Source organism: Citrobacter sp. On2M (genome assembly GCF_018035235.1).
Taxonomy (GTDB): Bacteria; Pseudomonadota; Gammaproteobacteria; order Enterobacterales; family Enterobacteriaceae; genus Citrobacter; species Citrobacter meridianamericanus.
Map to the genome: position 1 here is coordinate 128,488 of NZ_WPCV01000006.1, position 20,878 is coordinate 149,365.

The 20,878-nt window shown below is 51.0% G+C and carries 17 protein-coding genes, 1 rRNA gene and 2 pseudogenes; 8 read left to right on the forward strand and 12 right to left on the reverse strand.

Translation table 11 applies throughout. The features are described 5' to 3' along the window. Nucleotides 1–47: 47 nt before the first annotated feature. Together panS and On2M_RS22485 are read left to right on the forward strand one after the other, a co-directional pair. Nucleotides 48–989: a ketopantoate/pantoate/pantothenate transporter PanS gene (gene panS, locus On2M_RS22480; protein WP_151218085.1), complete on the forward strand. Its 942-nt coding sequence runs from the start codon at nucleotides 48–50 to the stop codon at nucleotides 987–989. Nucleotides 990–1,086: 97 nt separating this feature from the next. Continuing rightward, on the forward strand, nucleotides 1,087–1,359 hold the full coding sequence (locus On2M_RS22485; RefSeq protein WP_003031655.1) for a DUF3811 domain-containing protein: 273 nt from the start codon (nucleotides 1,087–1,089) through the stop codon (nucleotides 1,357–1,359). Here On2M_RS22485 and rluF read toward each other — a convergent pair. The 4 genes from rluF to On2M_RS22505 all read right to left on the reverse strand — a co-directional run bounded on the left by rluF (nucleotide 1,356) and on the right by On2M_RS22505 (nucleotide 3,387). Next, nucleotides 1,356–2,237 (reverse strand): 23S rRNA pseudouridine(2604) synthase RluF, encoded by an 882-nt coding sequence (rluF, locus tag On2M_RS22490; protein WP_032948298.1) that lies wholly within the window; start codon nucleotides 2,235–2,237, stop codon nucleotides 1,356–1,358. The two genes, On2M_RS22485 and rluF, sit on opposite strands and share 4 nt — an antisense overlap. A gap of 250 nt (nucleotides 2,238–2,487) precedes the next feature. Continuing rightward, nucleotides 2,488–2,805, reverse strand: coding sequence for a CcdB family protein (locus On2M_RS22495; RefSeq protein WP_187253989.1), 318 nt, complete (start codon nucleotides 2,803–2,805; stop codon nucleotides 2,488–2,490). Next, a complete protein-coding gene (locus On2M_RS22500) occupies nucleotides 2,805–3,098 on the reverse strand; it encodes a type II toxin-antitoxin system CcdA family antitoxin (RefSeq protein ID WP_187253990.1) in 294 nt (97 codons plus the stop codon). The genes On2M_RS22495 and On2M_RS22500 overlap by 1 nt, the downstream gene beginning before the upstream one ends. 130 nt (nucleotides 3,099–3,228) lie before the next feature. After that, nucleotides 3,229–3,387 (reverse strand): hypothetical protein, encoded by a 159-nt coding sequence (locus On2M_RS22505; RefSeq protein ID WP_187254001.1) that lies wholly within the window; start codon nucleotides 3,385–3,387, stop codon nucleotides 3,229–3,231. A 103-nt stretch (nucleotides 3,388–3,490) separates the two neighbouring features. On the opposite strand from On2M_RS22505, the gene On2M_RS22510 reads away from it, so the two are divergent. Beyond that, nucleotides 3,491–3,652, forward strand: a complete 162-nt coding sequence (locus On2M_RS22510) for a phage protein (protein ID WP_003841416.1) — start codon at nucleotides 3,491–3,493, stop codon at nucleotides 3,650–3,652. A gap of 124 nt (nucleotides 3,653–3,776) precedes the next feature. On the opposite strand, the pseudogene On2M_RS24330 reads toward On2M_RS22510, so the two are convergent. Further along, nucleotides 3,777–4,000: pseudogene (locus tag On2M_RS24330) on the reverse strand (glutathione peroxidase); the annotation flags it as partial. A 148-nt stretch (nucleotides 4,001–4,148) separates the two neighbouring features. Between On2M_RS24330 and On2M_RS22515 the strand changes: the two are divergent. From On2M_RS22515 to pepE, 3 genes and pseudogenes are all read left to right on the forward strand, one after another. Beyond that, a complete protein-coding gene (locus On2M_RS22515; RefSeq protein ID WP_210905479.1) occupies nucleotides 4,149–5,531 on the forward strand; it encodes a hypothetical protein in 1,383 nt (460 codons plus the stop codon). Nucleotides 5,532–6,463: 932 nt separating this feature from the next. Further along, nucleotides 6,464–6,743: pseudogene (locus tag On2M_RS22520) on the forward strand (addiction module antidote protein). Between the two features lie 108 nt (nucleotides 6,744–6,851). Then, nucleotides 6,852–7,541 (forward strand): dipeptidase PepE, encoded by a 690-nt coding sequence (pepE, locus tag On2M_RS22525; protein ID WP_151218102.1) that lies wholly within the window; start codon nucleotides 6,852–6,854, stop codon nucleotides 7,539–7,541. Between the two features lie 53 nt (nucleotides 7,542–7,594). Here the strand turns inward: pepE and On2M_RS22530 are convergent, their stop codons facing one another. Together On2M_RS22530 and metH are read right to left on the reverse strand one after the other, a co-directional pair. Further along, complete coding sequence (locus On2M_RS22530; RefSeq protein ID WP_003031618.1) at nucleotides 7,595–9,226, reverse strand: Na/Pi cotransporter family protein; 1,632 nt, start codon at nucleotides 9,224–9,226, stop codon at nucleotides 7,595–7,597. A 136-nt stretch (nucleotides 9,227–9,362) separates the two neighbouring features. After that, the gene (gene metH, locus On2M_RS22535; RefSeq protein WP_210905480.1) at nucleotides 9,363–13,046 is read right to left on the reverse strand and encodes a methionine synthase; all 3,684 of its coding nucleotides are present in this window, start codon (nucleotides 13,044–13,046) and stop codon (nucleotides 9,363–9,365) included. Between the two features lie 195 nt (nucleotides 13,047–13,241). Between metH and iclR the strand changes: the two genes are divergently transcribed. Further along, nucleotides 13,242–14,066: a glyoxylate bypass operon transcriptional repressor IclR gene (iclR, locus tag On2M_RS22540; protein WP_003031613.1), complete on the forward strand. Its 825-nt coding sequence runs from the start codon at nucleotides 13,242–13,244 to the stop codon at nucleotides 14,064–14,066. Nucleotides 14,067–14,113: 47 nt separating this feature from the next. Here iclR and aceK read toward each other — a convergent pair whose 3' ends face one another. The 4 genes from aceK to metA form a co-directional block, all read right to left on the reverse strand. Beyond that, nucleotides 14,114–15,838 (reverse strand): bifunctional isocitrate dehydrogenase kinase/phosphatase, encoded by a 1,725-nt coding sequence (gene aceK, locus On2M_RS22545; protein WP_210905481.1) that lies wholly within the window; start codon nucleotides 15,836–15,838, stop codon nucleotides 14,114–14,116. A gap of 102 nt (nucleotides 15,839–15,940) precedes the next feature. Continuing rightward, the gene (aceA, locus tag On2M_RS22550) at nucleotides 15,941–17,245 is read right to left on the reverse strand and encodes an isocitrate lyase (protein ID WP_016155323.1); all 1,305 of its coding nucleotides are present in this window, start codon (nucleotides 17,243–17,245) and stop codon (nucleotides 15,941–15,943) included. A gap of 31 nt (nucleotides 17,246–17,276) precedes the next feature. Beyond that, entirely contained in the window at nucleotides 17,277–18,878 is a 1,602-nt protein-coding gene (gene aceB / locus On2M_RS22555; RefSeq protein ID WP_210905482.1) for a malate synthase A, read from the reverse strand. A 268-nt stretch (nucleotides 18,879–19,146) separates the two neighbouring features. After that, nucleotides 19,147–20,076 carry a homoserine O-succinyltransferase gene (gene metA / locus On2M_RS22560; RefSeq protein ID WP_151224594.1) on the reverse strand — a complete coding sequence of 310 codons (930 nt, stop codon included), beginning with the start codon at nucleotides 20,074–20,076 and terminating at the stop codon, nucleotides 19,147–19,149. A 157-nt stretch (nucleotides 20,077–20,233) separates the two neighbouring features. Between metA and On2M_RS22565 the strand changes: the two genes are divergently transcribed. Then, entirely contained in the window at nucleotides 20,234–20,671 is a 438-nt protein-coding gene (locus tag On2M_RS22565; RefSeq protein WP_187253997.1) for an acetyltransferase, read from the forward strand. A 92-nt stretch (nucleotides 20,672–20,763) separates the two neighbouring features. Here On2M_RS22565 and rrf read toward each other — a convergent pair. Beyond that, nucleotides 20,764–20,878: ribosomal RNA gene (rrf, locus tag On2M_RS22570) — 5S ribosomal RNA — on the reverse strand.

Consider the following 20,878-nt stretch of genomic DNA (forward strand, 5'->3'; position numbering starts at 1 on the left):
GGCTTTTTTATAACAACACAACACATTTCAATCGCAAGGAATACAACATGCTCGCTACTCTCACGCGGCTGTTCCCGTTATGGGCGCTGCTGCTCTCTGTTATTGCGTATTACACGCCCTCCACATTTACGCCTGTCGGGCCATTCGTGCCATCGTTACTGATGCTGATTATGTTCGGCATGGGCGTGCACCTGAAGGTGGATGACTTTAAACGCGTACTCTCACGCCCTGCGCCGGTTGCGGCAGGTATTTTTCTACACTATCTGGTGATGCCGCTCGCCGCATGGATTTTGGCGCTGGCTTTTAATATGCCACCGGAACTGTCCGCAGGTATGGTGCTGGTCGGTAGCGTCGCCAGCGGAACGGCATCTAATGTAATGATTTACCTGGCGAAGGGCGATGTGGCGCTCTCCGTGACGATTTCATCGGTTTCAACGCTGGTCGGTGTTGTCGCCACGCCGCTGCTCACCCGTCTTTACGTCGACGCGCATATTCAGGTAGATGTGATGGGTATGCTGCTGAGCATTCTGCAGATCGTGGTTATTCCGATTGCTTTGGGCCTGGTCATTCACCATCTGTTCCCACGCGTCGTAAAAGCCGTAGAACCGTATCTGCCCGCGTTTTCTATGGTGTGCATCCTGGCCATCATCAGCGCTGTTGTGGCAGGTTCTGCGTCGCACATAGCGTCGGTCGGCTTTGTGGTAATTATCGCCGTTATTCTGCATAACACCATTGGCCTGCTTGGCGGCTACTGGGGCGGGAAACTGTTCGGCTTTGATGAATCCACCTGCCGCACACTGGCGATTGAAGTCGGCATGCAGAACTCCGGCCTCGCCGCTGCGCTGGGCAAAATCTACTTCGGTCCGCTCGCCGCTCTGCCCGGCGCGTTGTTCTCCGTCTGGCATAACCTTTCTGGTTCGCTGCTTGCGGGTTACTGGTCCGGTAAACCGATTGCTAAAGAACCACAGCAAACAGTGAAGGAAAGTTAAAAAAAAGCCGGGTAGCACATGCTTATCCGGCCTGAGTGCTATCAGCCTGACCAGGATTACCGTACACTGAGGATATCGGCTAACAGAGGGCACCCATATGGCACTCCCCCGCATTACCCAAAAAGAGATGACCGAGCGCGAACAGCGTGAACTGAAAACGCTGCTCGACCGCGCGCGCATTGCGCATGGTCGCCTGCTGACCAACGCAGAAACCAACAGCATCAAGAAAGAGTACATCGATAAACTGATGGCCTTGCGCGAAGCCGAAGCTAAAAAAGCCCGCCAGTTGAAGAAAAAGCAGGCTTATAAACCGGATTCAGAGGCGTCATTCTCCTGGTCGGCGAATACGCCAACGCGCGGCAGACGTTAACGTCCTTTCTTCTTACGCCCCGGCGAGGTAAAACGCTTGCCGTTTGCCGCCGGGCGCGATTTCTCTTTCTCCGCTGATTTTTCGATTTTCACTACCGGGCGCTTGATACCTGCGGTGGCAGCTTTTGGCTTCGCTTTCGCCTTCGGTTTAGCTTCTGAAGAAGAATTCTCAATCAGCTTGAACAAATCGATCAGTTCGTCATCCGTCAGGTCGCGCCATTCACCCAGCGGCAGGCCGGACAAACTCACGTTCATGATGCGTGTGCGCTCAAGCTTCGTCACTTCATAACCAAAGTGCTCACACATACGGCGGATCTGGCGGTTCAGCCCCTGAATCAGCGTGATGCGAAACACAAACGGCGCTTCTTTCTTGACCTTACATTTCTTGGTAACGGTGCCGAGGATTGGCACACCGGCTCCCATCCCACGAATAAAGTCGTCGGTTACGGGCTTATCGACCGTCACCAGATACTCTTTTTCGTGATCGTTACCGGCGCGCAGGATTTTATTCACCAGGTCGCCGTGGTTGGTCAGAAAGATCAGCCCCTGGGAATCTTTGTCCAGACGGCCAATGGGGAACACGCGCTTGCTGTGGTTAACGAAATCAACAATGTTGTCGCGTTCGCTATCTTCGGTGGTGCTGACAATCCCTACCGGCTTGTTCAGTGCGATAAAAACCAGATCCTCCGCTTCACGCGGCTCAATCAACCGACCATTCACTTTTACGACGTCGCCAGGCATCACCTGATCGCCAATGGTGGCGCGTTTACCATTCAGGAAGACATTCCCTTGTTCGATAAAGCGATCCGCCTCGCGACGCGAGCAGATTCCGCTTTCACTGATGTATTTATTTAATCGGATGGATGAGTCGGGCAGCATAATTTCTCCTGTATACACTTCATCCTTCAAGCCGTCTCTGCGTTGGCTGCCCTCACTCACCCTGGTCACATAGTTATCTATGCTCCCAGGAATTCGTTCCCTTGCCGCCTTGATACAACTTGAATGCTTTTGTGTATTAAAAGCGAAATATACCTTACCTTGCAGGCGATAAAAATAATCGTGCGCGAATGCCCGAGGGCTATTTGTGATCCGTCACACCTTTCAACATAATCAGCCCCGTCATGGTGCTCTAATAACCGTTAAGCAGGAAATCAATCGCATCGCGAAGTTCAGCCCTGTTTGCGGTCAGATCTCCCACACAGTTACCCATATTCTTCACCGGTATGCCTGTCATCATATGCGTCATCACCACATAGGCTTGCCCACCAATACTAACAACAGGACAAATTTTAGCTGGCGGTACTTCGTTGGGGAACTGGCTTAGCGCGATAACGGGGGCAACCAGTACATGTTGCAAAACAGCGGCCACCGGATGCTGTAAGCTAATTAAAAACGGATAAACGCTTTTTCCACTGCCAGTATTCTCATAAGCGCAATACTGCTCCATCAGAATGTCCTTTGAAAATCACTGAACGAACCGTTTTCTTCCACCCATTGATTCAATGCTTCTATCGATTTTTTATTATCCCGCAACCATTCTTCACGTTTGTTCTCGCGAAATTTTTCGATTAGGGCTTCAGTTAAAACAGCTGACAGATTGATTTTAAGCTTGCGCGCCTCTTCCAGTATCTCTGGAGCCAGAGAGACATTGACTGATTTTTTTACCTTAGACACAGTGCGCATGACAACCCCCATAACAGTGCGCATGACATGCCTAAGATTAGCGTAATAAACGAGCATTTCCTATTCCCAGACCAACAAATCATTATGTCACACTAAGGTGGTTGCACAGGTCTGTCACATCCCGAAGAAGAAGTCTGCGAGGCGCTTTCCAGATGAGTTTAGGGGGGCGCTGACAAACAGTTGCTGGTCAGCTTTCGCCCATAAAACTCAGCGTATGGTACAGCCCTGCCAGCGCCTCTTCACAACCGAACGACAGCACCAGATTCTCTTCGGTAGTGAGATGGCGACAATCAAGATGGCGGAACGCCTCGGCGAGTGGAAAATAAAGCAGATCAGCTTGCGGCATGCGTGTTCCCGCACTTTCGGGGCGTTGTTATTTTTGATATGTGAGCGTAATGTGTCATCACACATACCCACACCACTCTTGTGTAATTAAGGTGTCACCACACATGAACGAAAGAAGAGGCAATCCCCCGTTTCAATTCCGTCTGGATCCGGAACTGCGCAAAGCGATGGAAGAAGCACAACGGCAGGATGGCGACGAATCGTTGGCAGCCTGGATTAAACGTGTGATTAGAAAAGAACTGAAGCAGAAAGGGATTGAAGTCTAGCGATCGACATTATGTATCGTTTTCTGGAGGTCTGCTTAGAGCGAAGAGCGGACGGAACCTTATACAGATATAATCAGTTTGTCGGAAGCTCTCTTAAAGTGAATGGGTCGAATGACAGGAACACTTAGATTTCAAGTGCTGCAAGAATTACGGCTTCAATTTTCTCCAATGTGGGGTACGGTGCAAAACGGTTGAGCGATCTGCCATCACGTCCGATCAGGAACTTAGTGAAGTTTCACTTGATCCGCCCACCCATCCCCCGGGCAATTCGTCTTTCAATTAACGAAACACCGGATGCGTCACGGAGCCGTTGATCCCTACTTTTTCTAACATCGGGAAGTTCACACCGCGAATAGCTGTTCCATTTTAGAAGACATGGATGGTCAGGTGGCGTAAATATGTTTTGGTTTAACTACCCCATTCTGTTATTATTTTATTGTAAAAATTCTTGTGAATTTAAGAATATACTTTTTCACATTTTAAACGTGTATTTTATATGAAAAATGAATTAAAAAATATAATAGAAAAATTAGATTCAGATTACGTTTATCTTCATGAAGAATTGTTATGCAGTTTTGGTTCGGTCTATTGTGCATATTTAAACTCGACAAGTGTATTTTTAAATAATGTGATTAACTTTGTCGATGAACAACTAAAAATAAAAGAATCCTTTAATTATATAATATCTTCCTATATTGAGATGGAGGAGATTTGCATATTTAAATATTCAGATGATTTTAATAATTACCGTTTTGTTGTTCGTGAATTTGAACTATTCACAATGTGTAACTGCCTTGAAAAACACCGTAATGCAATTAGTCGTAAAAGTATAATAAAACACAAAACATTAAGAAAGCGTTCTAGTTCATATAAGTATAATTACATAAAATCATTATCTGATGCTGAGATAATAATATCTAAATCCAATAATAGAATTAATAAAATAAAAAACCTAACCGATAAGGGTGAGTTAATAGATTTCATATATGATAATTATTATCATGAAATAATTGATGTCAAAGATGATATGGAAAAAGGAGATGTATTAAAAAAGCAGTTTTTCTATTATCATATAATTAAAAATATGATTGATAGATACAAGCGTGAAACTAGAAAGCCGAATAGTATATTTGAACTCGACATGAGTGTTTTTACTGGATTATATGATAAACATGGAATTTCTATTAACAAAGAAGATATTCAGTTTCATAAATATGAATTGTTATCAATGGATAATAATTTTATACTACATCACACTGACATCAGTGCCATTTTTGATAAAAGAATTAACATAGGTTTTACTATTCATACTTCAAATGAGGTCTTAAAGATATTTAAACATTTAATCGATGAAAACCATATAAAAAACATTGCATTAAAACCAATGAATATCGTCGATTCAGATGCCGGGCTGGAAAGTATCGAGCGGGGAACTCCATTAACATCACAAATTAAGAAATTACCCGAGTTATCTTGCTTTTATGATATATCCTATGAAAATAAACTAATAATAGGTCACAATAAAGCAAAGCAGGAAGTGACATTTGAAGAGATGAGAGGGGATTTTTCACTGGAGGATGAATTCATTACAACTCAGGTTATTCACCTGAAGTATAATGAGGTAAATGGAGAGTATTTCATTGAACACTTGGATCATGAATATATTCGTTATGAAATTGGTGAGTATGAGAATAAAGAAACGAATGTTAGTCAAAAAGGAACTGCTGGTAAAGTTAAAACGTTTAAAATAGATAACTCGGCTATACCTTTTTTTTATAAGTTTAAAGGGAGTTATTTTTTGTACATTATACTAGAATCATATTTTTTAAATAAAGATTTACTAGCTGAATACTTCGAAAATATGAATTCTGTTCATTAGTAATCTTTCAAACAAAAAATAGCAGGTGCTTATGTGGTTTATTTTAAATCTCTGTTTATTTGAAATGATGAATTAAGTGCTGATTTTAATTATTTGCTGCGCAAGAGCTTGAGTTGTTTTAGGGGGTGTTCTATTATTAATATTATATTTTTTACATTTGGATAAGTTTTATTTACCTTTACATAAAAATCCCTTTTTTGACCAGAATTCGTACGTTATCTTCTATCATTACTAAAAAAAATGTTATTTTTAAGCATGTAGTAAAGATCATTACCACTTAAGCAGATTACACGTTTACCTTTGCCACTTGCTTTCAGGCGATTCTATGTAAATCCCTCTCAACTGACAAAAACACCTCTTGTCTTTCTTAACAGATCGACAATTATGTACTGAAATTAAAGATACTTTCCCGGGACCTTAGCTTGGTTATCAGTTTATATACACAATACTTTTCATAATGATGCGTAACGCCAACGTTGGTTTATCCAACAAGTTATAAGTCAATTGGCAGATCTGATAACTATTCCCACTTAGTAGCGAGATTTATTCGTCATTGTGTAGTGATTCCAAACGAAAGCGGCCCCTCTCCCCTGTTATCGTTTCGCGTATCAACCGCAGCATCCTGGAAAATTATGCATTACTGCGAGGCGCCTTCCTGTTTCCTCCTGCCAGCATTTCCCCTTACTCCCCATTTTTTTATTCTCTGGTCTCAACGTGTCAATTCAGAATGTAGTTTATAAAATACATGGAACGTAATAATGGAAATTCTTCAGACCACGGTTTTCCAACGCTGGGAGCAGAATCTATGGAATCGCAGGGCCAAAACGCTCATTGCCGCACGCCTTTTCCGACTGGCGAATGGTTTAGCTGGCGATGTTAAACCTGTTGAGGAATGCTCGCCCGTTCACTGGACTATCAGGAGACATTCCGCCATGAATAAGCTTACTCAGTACGATCCCGCTGCTGCGCTGGTTGATGCTGAAGAAATTGCTCTATTTATGGCGGATGCCCTCGAAACAGGCGAAGCAACGTACATTGCAAAAGCGTTGGGCGTGGTGGCACGCGCGAAGGGAATGGCGAACATCGCGGCAGAAACGGGATTATCCCGCGAACAACTCTATCGCTCGTTTAGTGAGAAAGGAAATCCGACGCTGAAAAACCACGTTGGCTGTGATGAAGGCGCTCGGTATTGGATTGACACTTAAAAAATAGCCATAGCTTCTGTCCCCCTTCCAACATCGTGAGCCATATCAGTAAGGCGTCAGGCTGATAGTGGTAGCATTAGCGCGGTTTGTAATTTTCTGATTACAGGGAGAAATGATGGAACTGCTTTTATTGAGTAACTCGACGCTGCCGGGCAAAGGATGGATGGAACATGCGCTGCCGCTGATTGCTGAGCAACTGAATGGTCGCCGTACGGCGGTGTTTATTCCGTTCGCCGGCGTGACGCAAACCTGGGATGAGTACACGGCGAAAACGGCAGCCATCTTTGCGCCAATGGGCGTCAATGTTACAGGCATTCATACCGTTGCCGATCCGATTGCTGCCATTGAAAATGCAGAGCTGGTGATTGTCGGCGGGGGTAATACCTTCCAGTTGCTGAAAGAGAGCCGCGAGCGTGGGCTGCTGTCGCCGATTGTCGATGTCGTCAAGCGCGGGGCGCTGTACATTGGCTGGAGCGCGGGTTCCAACCTTGCCTGCCAGACCATCCGCACCACCAATGACATGCCAATTGTCGATCCCAAAGGCTTTGATGCGCTGGGTCTGTTCCCGCTGCAGATTAACCCACATTTCACCAACGCGCTGCCGGAAGGTCACAAAGGCGAAACACGTGAACAGCGTATTCGCGAGCTGCTGGTGGTTGCGCCAGAGCTGACGGTGATTGGCTTGCCGGAAGGTAACTGGATTAAGGTAAGCAACGGTCAATCTGTGCTCGGCGGCCCGAACACCACATATATCTTTAAAGCGGGTGAAGAGGCGGTTGCCGTTGAGGCGGGTCACTGCTTTTAATTGATTGGTTGTCTGATGCCGGATAAGCGCAGTGCTATCCGGCATTGACTCAGTTAGTAATCGTCGCGCTCATCATCTTCATCCGGCTGTTCCAGCACGCTGTAGGCCACGGAGCAAAACAGCGAGTTCAGACGCTGCATATCGCCCAACAACGCCAGATGCAGGGAACTGGTCTCGATGCTTTGCACGTTCTGCTGATGCAGTCGGTCAACGTGCGCGTGCGAATAACGACGGTTGAGAATACGGAAACGGTGCTTGCTGCGGCGTAGACGACGGGCACTGGTCACATCGCCCGAGAAGAACACCGACATCGCCAGTTGCAGATTGCTGAGCAGCTGATCGTAAAGCGCATCCAGCTCTTTCAGCCCTTCCACAGAGAATGCCCGACGGGCGGCCAGCGACTTATCAGCAATCTCACTCCCCATACGTTCGACGATATCGGATGCCTGTTCGAGGTTGAGCGACATTTCGATAATCTCCGCCCAACGGCGTGACTCCTCTTCCGCCAGTTCATCCTTTGGCATCCGCGCCAGATAGAGCTTAATCGCCGTGTACAGCACGTTGATGTCATCCGCCATCCTGCGCAACTCTTTCTCTTCGCGCGGCTCGCCGTGCATCACCTTCTTCAACCCGTCCATCATCTGTTCCATCGCATCACCGATGCGCAGCGCTTCGCGGGCGGCATTGGCGAGAGCGAGCGTTGGCGTATCCAGCGCGCTGACGTCCAGATGCTTGGGCTTCAGATGCGCGTCCAGCTCCGGTTCATCGCGGATGATGCGCTTACAAAAACGCGCCATCGGTTCAGCGAACGGTACCATCGCCACACAGCGTACCAGGTTGTAGAAGACGTGGAAGTAGATAACCAGTTCGGATTTCGGCAGCGGTAGCTCATCCATCAAATTCGCCAACGGATGAACAAACGGCAGGATAATCAGGCTGCCCACCAGCTTAAACAGCAGACTGCCGAGCGCCACACGACGGGCAGCAGCATTCGCAGCACTGTTGTTGAGCATCGCCAACAGACCAGAGCCGAGGTTGGCACCAATCACCAGACACAACGCTACCGGGAACGAGATAATGCCTGCGGCGGTCAGCGTAGCCGTCAGCAGTACCGCCGCCAGGCTGGAGTAACTGATAATCGCAAACATGGCGCCAATCAGCGCATCGAGCATGATATCGCCGGTAAGTGAGGCGAAAATAACCTGTACGCCGTTAGCCTGGGTGATCGGCGTTACCGCCTGCACAATCAGCTCCAGTGCCAGTAAAATCAATCCCAGCCCAATGCCGACCCGCCCAAGTTGTCCCACGCGGGACTGTTTCCGTCCGAGAAAGAAGATCACGCCGATAAAAATCAGCAGCGGCGACAGCCAGGAGAGATCGAAGGTCAGGATACGCGCCATCAGCGCGGTCCCCACGTCGGCACCGAGCACAATCACCAGCGCAGGAGTGAGCGCCACGAGATCCTGCGCGACAAACGAAGTCACCAGCATGGTGGTAGCGTTACTGCTTTGCACCAGGGCAGTGACGCCGATGCCAGCACAGAAGGCGAGCGGTTTCTTTTCAACGCTACGGCTGAGTACGGTGCGTAAACGAGCGCCGAAGACGCGCATCACACCGGTACGCACAATATGCGTACCCCAAACCAGCATCGCGACGGCAGAAAGCAGGTGTAACAGAGTTAACACGGAATCAGGTACTCCTTATCGTTATATGTTCCTGAGGCCGAAGCCTTCTTTCAGTATAAGGGTTTAAACGTAATAAAGAGACAGGGCACTCATTGAGTGCCCTGTTTGTTGTAAATAAAGATGACAGTTTTGTGGCTCAGTCAGCGTCGTAACCCAGATTAGGCGCTAACCAACGCTCGACTTCCGCCACGCTCATGCCTTTACGGAAGGCGTAATCTTCAACCTGATCGCGCTGAATTTGCGCCACGGCGTAGTACTTGCTGTCCGGATGACTGAAATACCAACCAGATACCGACGCACCAGGCCACATCGCGAAGGATTCGGTGAGCTTCATTCCAGTGTGCGTCTCCACATCCAGCAGTTCCCAGATGGTGGCCTTTTCGGTATGTTCCGGGCACGCCGGATAGCCCGGTGCCGGGCGAATGCCCTGGTAGTTTTCGCGGATCAGCTCTTCATTACTGAGGTTCTCATTCGCCGCATAGCCCCAGTAGACTTTACGCACGCGCTCGTGCAGGTATTCTGCGAAGGCTTCCGCCAGACGGTCAGCGATCGCTTTCACCATAATCTTGTTGTAGTCGTCATGCTGGGCTTCGAAGACGTCCGCCAGCGCATCTTCCTCCAGACCACCGGTAACTGCGAAAGCCCCAATGTAATCTGCTTTGCCACTCAGTTTCGGCGCGACAAAGTCAGACAAGCAGTAGTTGGCGAAACCGACTTTCTCCGTCTGCTGACGCAGGTGATGGCTCACGTTGATGACGTGCGTCCGCGTCTCGTCACGGTAAATCTCGATGTCATCGCCGACACGGTTGGCCGGGAACAACCCCACCACGCCACGCGGATTCAGGGTCTTCTCTGCGCTGAGTTTATCCAGCATGTCGTTGGCGTCTTTGAACAGGCGCTTCGCCTCTTCACCCACCACTTCATCCTCGAGAATGCGCGGATATTTTCCCGCCAGCGACCAGGTCATAAAGAACGGCGTCCAGTCGATGTAGTTACGCAGCGTTTCGATGCTGGCTTCGACTGACTGTACGCCGAGGCGGTGCGCCACCGGCGGGGTGTAATTTTCCCAGTCAAACGCCAAATCGTTTTCACGCGCGGCAGCCAGCGTTACCGGCGGGGTACGCGGTTTCTTACGCGCATGCTGGATACGCACGGTTTCGTACTCTTTACGCGTACGAGCGACAAAGTCATCGCGCTGAGTGTCAGAGAGTAGCGCGGCCACTACGCCTACGGTACGCGAGGCGTTCTGTACGTACACCGTCGGGCCGCTGTAGTTCTGCTCAATTTTCACCGCCGTGTGCGCTTTCGAGGTGGTCGCGCCGCCAATCAGCAGCGGAATAGTGAAGCCCTGACGCTCCATCTCTTTCGCTACGTTGACCATTTCATCCAGCGACGGGGTAATCAGCCCGGACAAGCCGATCAGATCGGCATTCACTTCACGCGCGGTTCTGAGGATTTTCTCCGCGGGTACCATCACGCCAAGGTCGACGATTTCGTAGTTGTTGCACTGCAGCACCACGCCGACGATGTTTTTACCGATGTCGTGCACGTCGCCCTTCACGGTCGCGATGACCATTTTGCCATTGCTGGAGCCTTTCTCTTTGCTGGCTTCGATGTACGGTTCGAGGTAGGCCACCGCCTGCTTCATCACGCGGGCGGATTTCACCACCTGCGGCAGGAACATTTTGCCCTCGCCGAACAGGTCGCCAACCACGTTCATGCCGTCCATCAATGGCCCTTCAATCACCTCGATCGGACGCGCGGCCTGCTGGCGCGCTTCTTCGGTATCCAGTTCAATAAATTCGGTTATGCCTTTCACCAGCGAGTATTCGAGGCGCTTTTTCACGTCCCAACTGCGCCATTCCGCCATCTGGGCATTGGCAGTCTCGTCGGTTTTGCTCCCGCGATATTTCTCGGCCAGCTCCAGCAGACGCTCGGTGCCATCGTCACGACGATTGAGGATCACATCTTCAACCGCATCACGCAGCCCGGCGGGCAGGTCGTCATAGATCGCCAGTTGTCCGGCGTTGACTATCCCCATATCCATGCCGTTGCGAATGGCGTAGTAGAGGAATACCGCATGAATGGCTTCACGTACCGGGTCGTTGCCACGGAACGAGAACGACACGTTAGAAACGCCGCCGGAGATCAGCGCATGCGGCAGTTCGCGTTTGATGTCTTCACAGGCACCGATAAAGTCCTGCGCGTAGTTGTTGTGTTCCTCAATGCCGGTCGCGACCGCGAAGATGTTCGGGTCAAAGATAATATCTTCCGGTGGGAAGCCGACTTCTTCGGTCAAAATTTTGTAGGCGCGACGACAGATCTCAATTTTGCGCGCGCGTGTGTCGGCCTGGCCCAGCTCGTCAAAGGCCATCACCACCACTGCCGCACCGTAGCGACGCAGCAGCTTCGCGTGATGAATAAAGGTCTCAACCCCCTCTTTCATCGAAATGGAGTTAACGATGCCTTTGCCCTGAATGCACTTCAGCCCTTTTTCGATAACGTCCCATTTTGAGGAGTCGATCATGATCGGCACCCGGGCGATATCCGGTTCACCGGCAATCAGGTTAAGGAAACGAACCATCGCCGCTTCGGCGTCGAGCATCCCCTCATCCATGTTGATATCGATAATCTGTGCGCCGCTTTCTACCTGCTGGCGGGCGACGTCCAGCGCCTCGCTGTATTTCTCTTCTTTGATCAGGCGCTTAAACTTCGCTGAGCCGGTAACGTTGGTCCTTTCGCCGACGTTCACAAACAGGCTGTCATCGCCGATATTCAGCGGTTCGAGGCCAGACAGGCGGCAGGCCACCGGGATTTCCGGCAGTTTGCGCGGCGGCAGCCCGTCCACTGCGCGGCTCATGGCGGCGATGTGTTCCGGCGTGGTGCCGCAGCAGCCGCCAACAATATTCAGGAAGCCCGCTTCGGCCCACTCGCGAATTTGCGCCGCCATAGTGTCGGCATCAAGATCGTATTCGCCAAAGGCGTTCGGCAGCCCGGCGTTCGGGTGTGCGGTAACGTAGCATTCGGCAATACGCGACAGTTCCTGCACATACTGGCGCAGTTCATCCGGCCCTAAGGCGCAGTTCAGACCAAAAGTCAGCGCGTCGGCGTGGCGCAGCGAGTTATAAAACGCTTCGGTGGTTTGACCGGAGAGCGTACGGCCAGAAGCGTCGGTGATGGTGCCGGAGAGCATAATCGGCAGCTCAACGCCCAGCGCTTCAAATTCGGTTTTTACCGCGAAAATAGCGGCTTTGGCATTCAGGGTATCAAATACAGTTTCAATCAGGATCAGGTCACTGCCGCCTTCCACTAGCGCTTTGGTGGATTCCCGGTAGGCGGCCACCAGCTGATCAAAGGTAATATTGCGGTAAGCCGGGTCGTTGACGTCGGGCGATATAGACGCCGTACGGTTGGTTGGGCCAAGCACGCCCGCGACGTAGCGCGGTTTATTTGGCGTACGCGCCGTCCATTCGTCTGCTGCCGCGCGCGCCAGTTTGGCTGCCGCAAAGTTGATTTCCGCCGACAGGGATTCCATCTGGTAATCCGCCATGGCGATAGTCGTGGAGTTAAAAGTGTTGGTCTCGATGATATCCGCACCCGCCTCGAAGTAGGCGTTGTGAATCGCAGCGATCACTTCCGGTTTGCTGAGCACCAGCAGGTCGTTGTTGCCTTTCAGATCGCACGGCCAGTCGGCAAAGCGTTCGCCGCGGAAATCCTCTTCACTCAGACGATATCCCTGGATCATGGTGCCCATACCGCCGTCCAGCACCAGAATACGTTCATTTAACTGCTGACGTAATTGTTCAACTTTGCTGCTCACACTCGCTCCCGACAACGCTCAACCAGACCGAAAAAAACTCAACAGACCATACTGGCACAAACCTGAGAGGCGGAAAAGAGAACAACGGCCAACATGAGACATGTTCAGCTTCACTCATCCGATCAGTACAGGAATTCTTGCATTATATTTGAATAAAACGAAAATGATTTCCACGATACAGAAAAGGAGTCTGCCATGGTTGCCCCCGTTCCCGCGAAACGCGGTAGAAAACCCGCCGCTACCACTGCGCCCGCAACCGGGCAGGTTCAGTCCCTGACGCGCGGCCTGAAACTGCTCGAGTGGATTGCGGAATCCAACGGCAGCGTGGCGCTGACCGAGCTGGCGCAGCAGGCCGGCCTGCCAAACTCCACGACTCACCGATTATTGACCACCATGCAGCAGCAGGGATTTGTTCGTCAGGTCGGTGAATTAGGGCATTGGGCCGTGGGCGCGCATGCGTTTATTGTCGGCAGCAGCTTTCTGCAAAGTCGCAATCTGCTGGCGATTGTCCACCCAATACTGCGCAAACTGATGGAAGATTCCGGTGAAACGGTCAACCTCGCCGTGCTGGATCAAAGCGACCATCAGGCGATTATTATCGACCAGGTGCAGTGTACCCAACTGATGCGCATGTCTGCACCCATCGGCGGCAAACTGCCGATGCACGCCTCCGGTGCGGGTAAAGCGTTTTTATCCCAGCTGAGCGAAGAACAGGTGACTGGGCTGCTGCACCGTAAAGGGCTGCACGCATACACCCACGCCACGCTGGTGTCGCCGGTGCATCTGAAAGAGGATCTCGCCCAGACGCGTAAGCGCGGGTATTCCTTTGATGATGAGGAACATGCGCTGGGCCTGCGCTGCGTGGCATCATGCATTTATGACGAGCACCGCCAGCCGTTTGCCGCCATTTCCATCTCCGGTCCGATTTCGCGCATTACCGACGATCGCGTGACCGAGTTTGGCGCCATGGCGATCAAAGCGGCGAAAGAAGTAACGCTGGCGTATGGTGGCTTTCGCTAAGATGGCATTGCCGGGTTGCGGCTACGCCTTACCCGGCCTACAGACAATTATGTAAACCTCACACAAAACCGCTGCTTGCGCCGATAGGCGTAAACATCTTCCACATGCCCTTCACGGATCCGCGTTTGCAAACCCCGCCAGTAGTCGGCGTTGAATAAGTCAGCGTGCATCTCTTCAAATAGCGGACCAATACGCGGGTCAGCACACAGCCAGTGGCGAAACTCTTCCGGGAAAACATCCCCTGGAGATACGCTGTACCACGGTTCAGCGCTCATCTCATCTTCCGGGTAACGCGGTGGCGGGATATGGCGGAAATTCACCTCCGTCATATAGCAAATTTCGTCGTAGTCATAGAACACCACGCGCCCGTGGCGGGTCACGCCAAAGTTCTTAAACAACATATCGCCGGGAAAAATATTGGCGGCGGCCAGCTGACGAATCGCGTTGCCGTACTCTTCAATGGCATCGCGCAGTTGCTGGCCTTCGACCTGCTCCAGCCAGATATTCAGCGGCACCATGCGCCGTTCGATATACAAATGGCGAATGACAATCTGATCGCCGAGATCGGTAATTTTGTCCGGGGCTTCCTGTAGCAACAGCGCCATCAGCGCCGGGGCGATTTGCCGTTTATCCAGCACAAAGTTTTCGAACTCCTGGGTGTCAGCCATTCGCCCAACGCGATCGTGCTCTTTGACCAGTTGATAACAAGCGCGGACGTGGGCTGCAGACATCTCTTTTTGCGGGGCAAATTTATCTTTGATAACTTTAAACACCCGATCAAAGCCCGGCAGGGTAAACACCAGCATGACCATGCCGCGGATCCCCGGCGCTTCGATAAATTGCTCATCGCAATGGGCAAGATACAGCAGATATTCACGGTAGCTTTCGGTTTTGGCGTGCTTCTGACAGCCAATCGCCATATACAATTCCGCGGTGGTTTTACCGGGCAGGATCTCGCGCAGCCACTCCACCAGTGCGGCCGGCAACGGTGCATACACCATGAAATAGGAGCGGGCAAAGCCAAACACAATGCTCGCCTCCGCCGTCGTGGTCAGGCAGGTATCGACAAACAATTCACCTTCGTCTGTCCGGTGAATTGGCAATAAAAACGGCAGCGTCCCGGAAGGGGTAATCAGCTTACCGACCAGCCAGGCGGCCTTATTACGATAAAACAGTTCATTCGCCACCTGTAAATGGCAGCCCTGCAACACATTCGCACCGAGGGTTTCGGTCAGGTGCTCAATGATGTAGTGGATATCCCGATGTTTGTTCTGCCACGGTAGACGCAAGGGCAGATCGCTAAGGACGCGTGTGAGCAGCCACTCCCAACCTGAATCAGGGAAAAAGTCTTTCGCCAGCGGGCGTGGGATCGTGCGAAAACGGCGCTCTGGCTGAGAACTGAAAATAAACAGCCGCTCGGGAGTCAGCGAGCGGTGGTCAAATAACCGGCAGTAAACGGAGTTAAAAAAGCTCTCCGCAATCTCGAAGCGCGGGTAATCCGGTAATAGCCGGGTGTAATGCTCTTTCACGCGAAGTAAAAAATCCGCATCAGTGCTTTTACCGTCAGTAATGCAGCGCAACTGCTCCACCACCAGACCGACGTGATGATCATAAAGGTGAATACGGCTTTTCATCGCCTGCTGAACCGCATGCCAGTCGGCATGTTCAAAACGCTGCTGCGCGCCGGAGGTGACTTCCAGAAAACGCCCGTATTGGGCGTCGAAACCTTGCAAAATCGTCTGAGCAATCAGTAATTCCAGGCCACGCGTCATTGATTTCTCCCATCCGGCACAACGTCATGCCGGATGGCGCATTCGCTTATCCGGCCTACATCCCTTCGTAGGCCCGGTAAGCGCAGCGCCACCGGGCATTGATCAAAACTGCGATTCTTCAGTCGAGCCGGTCAGTGCGGTCACCGAGGAAGTACCGCCCTGAATGATGGTGGTAACTTTATCGAAGTAACCAGTGCCCACTTCCTGCTGATGGGATACAAAGGTGTAACCGTCTTTCGCCGCCGCAAATTCTGGCTGCTGAACCTTCTCAACGTAGTGGCGCATGCCTTCACCCTGCGCATAGGAGTGTGCGAGGTCGAACATGTTGAACCACATGCTGTGGATGCCCGCCAGGGTAATGAACTGATATTTGTATCCCATATCTGACAGCTGCTGCTGGAAGCTGGCAATGGTTTTATCATCCAGGTTTTTCTGCCAGTTAAACGACGGTGAACAATTGTAGGCCAGCAGTTTGCCAGGGAATTTGGCATGAATAGCATCGGCAAAGCGCTTCGCCAGTTCGAGGTCCGGCGTGGAGGTTTCACACCACACCAGATCCGCATACGGTGCGTAGGCCAGACCACGGCTAATCGCCTGCTCAATACCCGCATGTGTACGGTAGAACCCTTCACTGGTGCGTTCGCCGGTGATGAACTCGCTGTCGTAGGGATCGCAATCAGAAGTAATCAGGTCGGCTGCGTCAGCATCGGTACGCGCAATCACCAGCGTCGGAACGCCCATAACGTCGGCCGCCAGACGGGCCGCCACCAGTTTCTGGATAGCTTCCTGAGTCGGTACCAGCACTTTGCCACCCATATGACCGCATTTTTTCACCGATGCGAGCTGATCTTCGAAGTGAACGGCCGCTGCACCAGCCTCAATCATCGACTTCATCAGTTCAAACGCGTTCAGTACACCGCCAAAACCCGCTTCCGCATCGGCAACGATCGGCAGGAAGTAATCCACATAGCGCGGATCGTTCGGTTCAATACCGGTTGACCATTGGATCTGATCGGCGCGACGGAATGTGTTGTTGATTCGATCCACCACTGCCGGGACGGAGTTCGCCGGATACAGCGATTGATCCGGGTACATGCTTGACGCCAGGTTGGCATCTGCCGCCACCTGCCAGCCTGAAAGGTAGACCGCCTCAATACCGGCTTTCGCCTGCTGCAGCGCCTGGCCGCCGGTCAGCGCACCGAGGCTGTTGATATACCCTTTCTTCGATTCACCGTGCAGCAAACGCCACATTTTCGCCGCGCCAAGCTGTGCCAGCGTGCATTCCGGGTTGACCGAGCCACGTAATTTCACCACTTCCTCCGCGCTATATGGGCGGGTAATGCCTTCCCAACGCGGTTGAGTCCATTCTTTCTGTAATTCTTCGATTTGTTGAGTACGGGTTTTCATGTGCAGATGCTCCATATTGTTATGTGGTGGATTACGCAAGCAGGCGGTAACCTGGCAGGGTGAGGAAGTCGATTAAGTCATCTGATGTGGTGATTTGCTCCATCAGGCGCGCGGCATCGTCAAAACGTCCGCTGCTGTAGCGCTGTTCGCCCAGCTCGTCCTGAATCACCAGCATCTCTTCGGCCAGCATCTGGCGGAACAGCGGTTTGGTCACCGGTTTGCCATTGCTGAGCGTTTTCTGGTGGTGGATCCACTGCCAGATGGAGGTACGGGAGATTTCGGCTGTGGCCGCATCTTCCATCAGACCGTAAATCGGTACGCAGCCATTACCGGAGATCCACGCTTCGATGTACTGCACTGCGACACGGATGTTGGCGCGCATACCTTCTTCAGTACGCTCACCTTCACAAGGCGCCAGCAGTTGTTCTGCGGTAATCGGCGCATCTTCTTCACGGGTCACGAACAGCTGATTTTTGTTTTCACCGAGCACGTCGTTGAACACCGCCATTGCGGTATCAGCCAGTCCCGGATGAGCAATCCATGTGCCGTCATGACCGTTATTGGCTTCCAGCGCTTTGTCCGCTTTTACCTTGGTCAGCACCTGGTTGTTACGTTCTGCATCTTTGCTGGGAATGAACGCCGCCATACCGCCCATCGCGAACGCGCCGCGTTTATGGCAGGTTTTAATCAGCAGGCGTGAATAGGCGCTGAGGAATGGCTTATCCATCGTCACCACCTGACGGTCCGGCAACACGCGATCCGGGTGGTTCTTCAGCGTTTTGATATAGCTGAAAATGTAGTCCCAGCGACCGCAGTTCAGGCCGACAATATGGTCTCGCAGCGCGTGCAGAATTTCGTCCATCTGGAAGACGGCCGGCAGAGTTTCAATCAGCAGAGTCGCTTTGATGGTGCCGCGCGGCAGATTAAAGCGATCTTCTGCATAGCTGAACACTTCGCTCCACCATGCTGCTTCTTGCCAGGCCTGCGTTTTTGGCAGGTAGAAGTAAGGGCCGCTACCTTTTGCCAGCAACGTTTTGTAGTTGTGGAAGAAATAGAGGGCAAAGTCAAACAGGCTGCCCGGGATGGATTCACCACGCCAGGTGACGTGTTTTTCCGGCAAGTGCAAACCACGAACGCGACACACCAACAGGGCCGGATTGGGTTTAAGTTGATAAATTTTACCGGCTTCGTTGGTGTAACTAATGGTGCCATTGACCGCATCGCGCAGGTTGATCTGCCCATCGATTACTTTGCTCCACTCAGGAGCCAGCGAATCTTCAAAATCAGCCATAAAGACTTTGACATTTGCGTTCAGCGCGTTGATGACCATCTTGCGCTCAACAGGCCCGGTTATCTCTACGCGGCGATCCAGTAAATCATCAGGAATACCGCGAATTTTCCAGTCGCCCTCACGAATGGAAGCCGTTTCCGAAATAAAATCAGGCAACTTACCGTCATCAATATCCTGCTGCTGCTGGATACGTGCAGCCAGAAGTTTATTGCGTTTTGGTGTAAATCTTGTCACCAATTCGGTCAGAAACTCCACCGCTTCAGCGGTCAGAATCTGTTGCTCCTGTTCGCCACGCGGCCTGGTGAAGACCAGTTCATCGGTTGTCGTTGCCTGTTGATTCATTGCGTAGTTCCTCGTCATTGATCCAAACACATCCCCAATGCGAACGAAGGATCGTTGTGCGGTTTTCGTTCAGCACAACTAAGACTACTCATTTAATTTTCAAAATCAAAAACAATTTCCATTTTTAATTTAAATGTCAATTAACTCATTGATAACAATATAAATAAAATTTAATTACATGGTGAGGTGCATTTCGGAAATAAAAAAGGCACCCGAAGGTGCCTGATTCAACATGCTGAAACGCTTAAGGATCGTCTGCTACAGAAGATTAATCCAGCGTTGGATTCATGTGACGCAGATCATATGGCGTGATCTGGTAGACGTAATAGTTGAGCCAGTTAGTAAACAACAGATTGCCGTGGCTACGCCAGGTTGCCCGCGGTTTGTTTTGCGGGTCATCTTTCGGGAAGTAGTTATAGGGTACTTCCGGCATTAGGCCCGCTTCGACATCACGAAAATACTCACTGCCGAGCGTATGAGCGTCATACTCAGGATGACCCGTCACAAAGGCAATTCGTTTATCTTTGCTGGCAAACAGGTAAGCATCTCCCTCTTCTGTCTCGGCAAAAATCTCGAGATCGGTGTAGTCCCGGATAAGTGCAGCAGGAAAATCGGCATAGCGCGAATGCGGAGCCAGGAACGCATCATCAAATCCACGCGTCAGTAGTGCATGTGGGTGCAGAATATGATGCTCATAAACGCCTGAGAGTTTATCTGTACGGGTTTGCTTAGGAATTCCGTACAGGATATTCAGCGCGGCTTGTACCGCCCAACAGACAAATAGCGTCGAGGTAACGTGATCTTTGGCCCATTCAAGCACTTGTTTAATCTGCGGCCAGTAAGCCACGTCATTAAATTCAACCAGACCCAACGGCGCGCCGGTCACGATCAGTCCGTCAAAGTTCTGATCGCTGATATCCTCGAAATTACAGTAAAAGTTATTCAGATGCTCCGTAGGGGTGTTGCGTGACTCCCGGGCATCGATGCGCAATAGCTGAACATCTACCTGTAGCGGTGAGTTAGACAGTAAGCGCAGGAACTGGTTTTCCGTTTCAATCTTCTTGGGCATCAGGTTGAGGATGAGCACCTTCAGTGGTCGAATTTCCTGACCGGAAGCGCGGGATGTCGTCATGACAAAGACGTTTTCCTCACGCAAGAAATTGACGGCGGGTAGCTCGTCCTGCACGCGAATTGGCATAACCTGATAACCTCACTACATACGTTTAAACGTTTAGACATCCAGACAGCTAAAGATACCCAGGAATCATGCGAATGTCGAGCCTGCATCCTCAAGTTGAGAAAGTTTCACGGCCCCTTGCTGCAGAATAGTGCAGTAAAGAAAAAAGGAGAATGCTATGCCCTTTACCATTCGTCGTTCGCGTAAGGACGAAGGCGATAAGCTCGTATCTATCTGGGGTCGTTCAGTCGATGCGACGCACCATTTTCTCTCACCGGATTATCGCATTGAGCTGGAAGAGCTGGTACGTTCATTTTTACCAGAAGCTCCACTATGGGTTGCAGTGACAGAACAAGATGAGCCTATCGCCTTTATGCTTCTGACCGATCAGCATATGGATGCCCTGTTCGTCGACCCGGATGCACGTGGTCGTGGTATTGGTAAGTTACTCATTGAACATGCTTTATCAATGACTTCAATGCTAACGACCAACGTTAATGAACAGAATGAGCAGGCGGTTGGATTCTATAAAAAGATGGGATTTAACGTGACGGGACGGACAGAAGTGGACGATCTCGGACGACCGTACCCGTTACTCAGCCTCGTACACGGCTAGCCGTACTTCCGGACGCCGCAGCCGGCGGATTTCACGGCGCACAGACGCAAAAAAGCCCATCCGGCAGGATGGGCTTCTTCACTTTATTTGATGCCTGGCAGTTCCCTACTCTCGCATGGGGAGACCCCACACTACCATCGGCGCTACGGCGTTTCACTTCTGAGTTCGGCATGGGGTCAGGTGGGACCACCGCGCTACAGCCGCCAG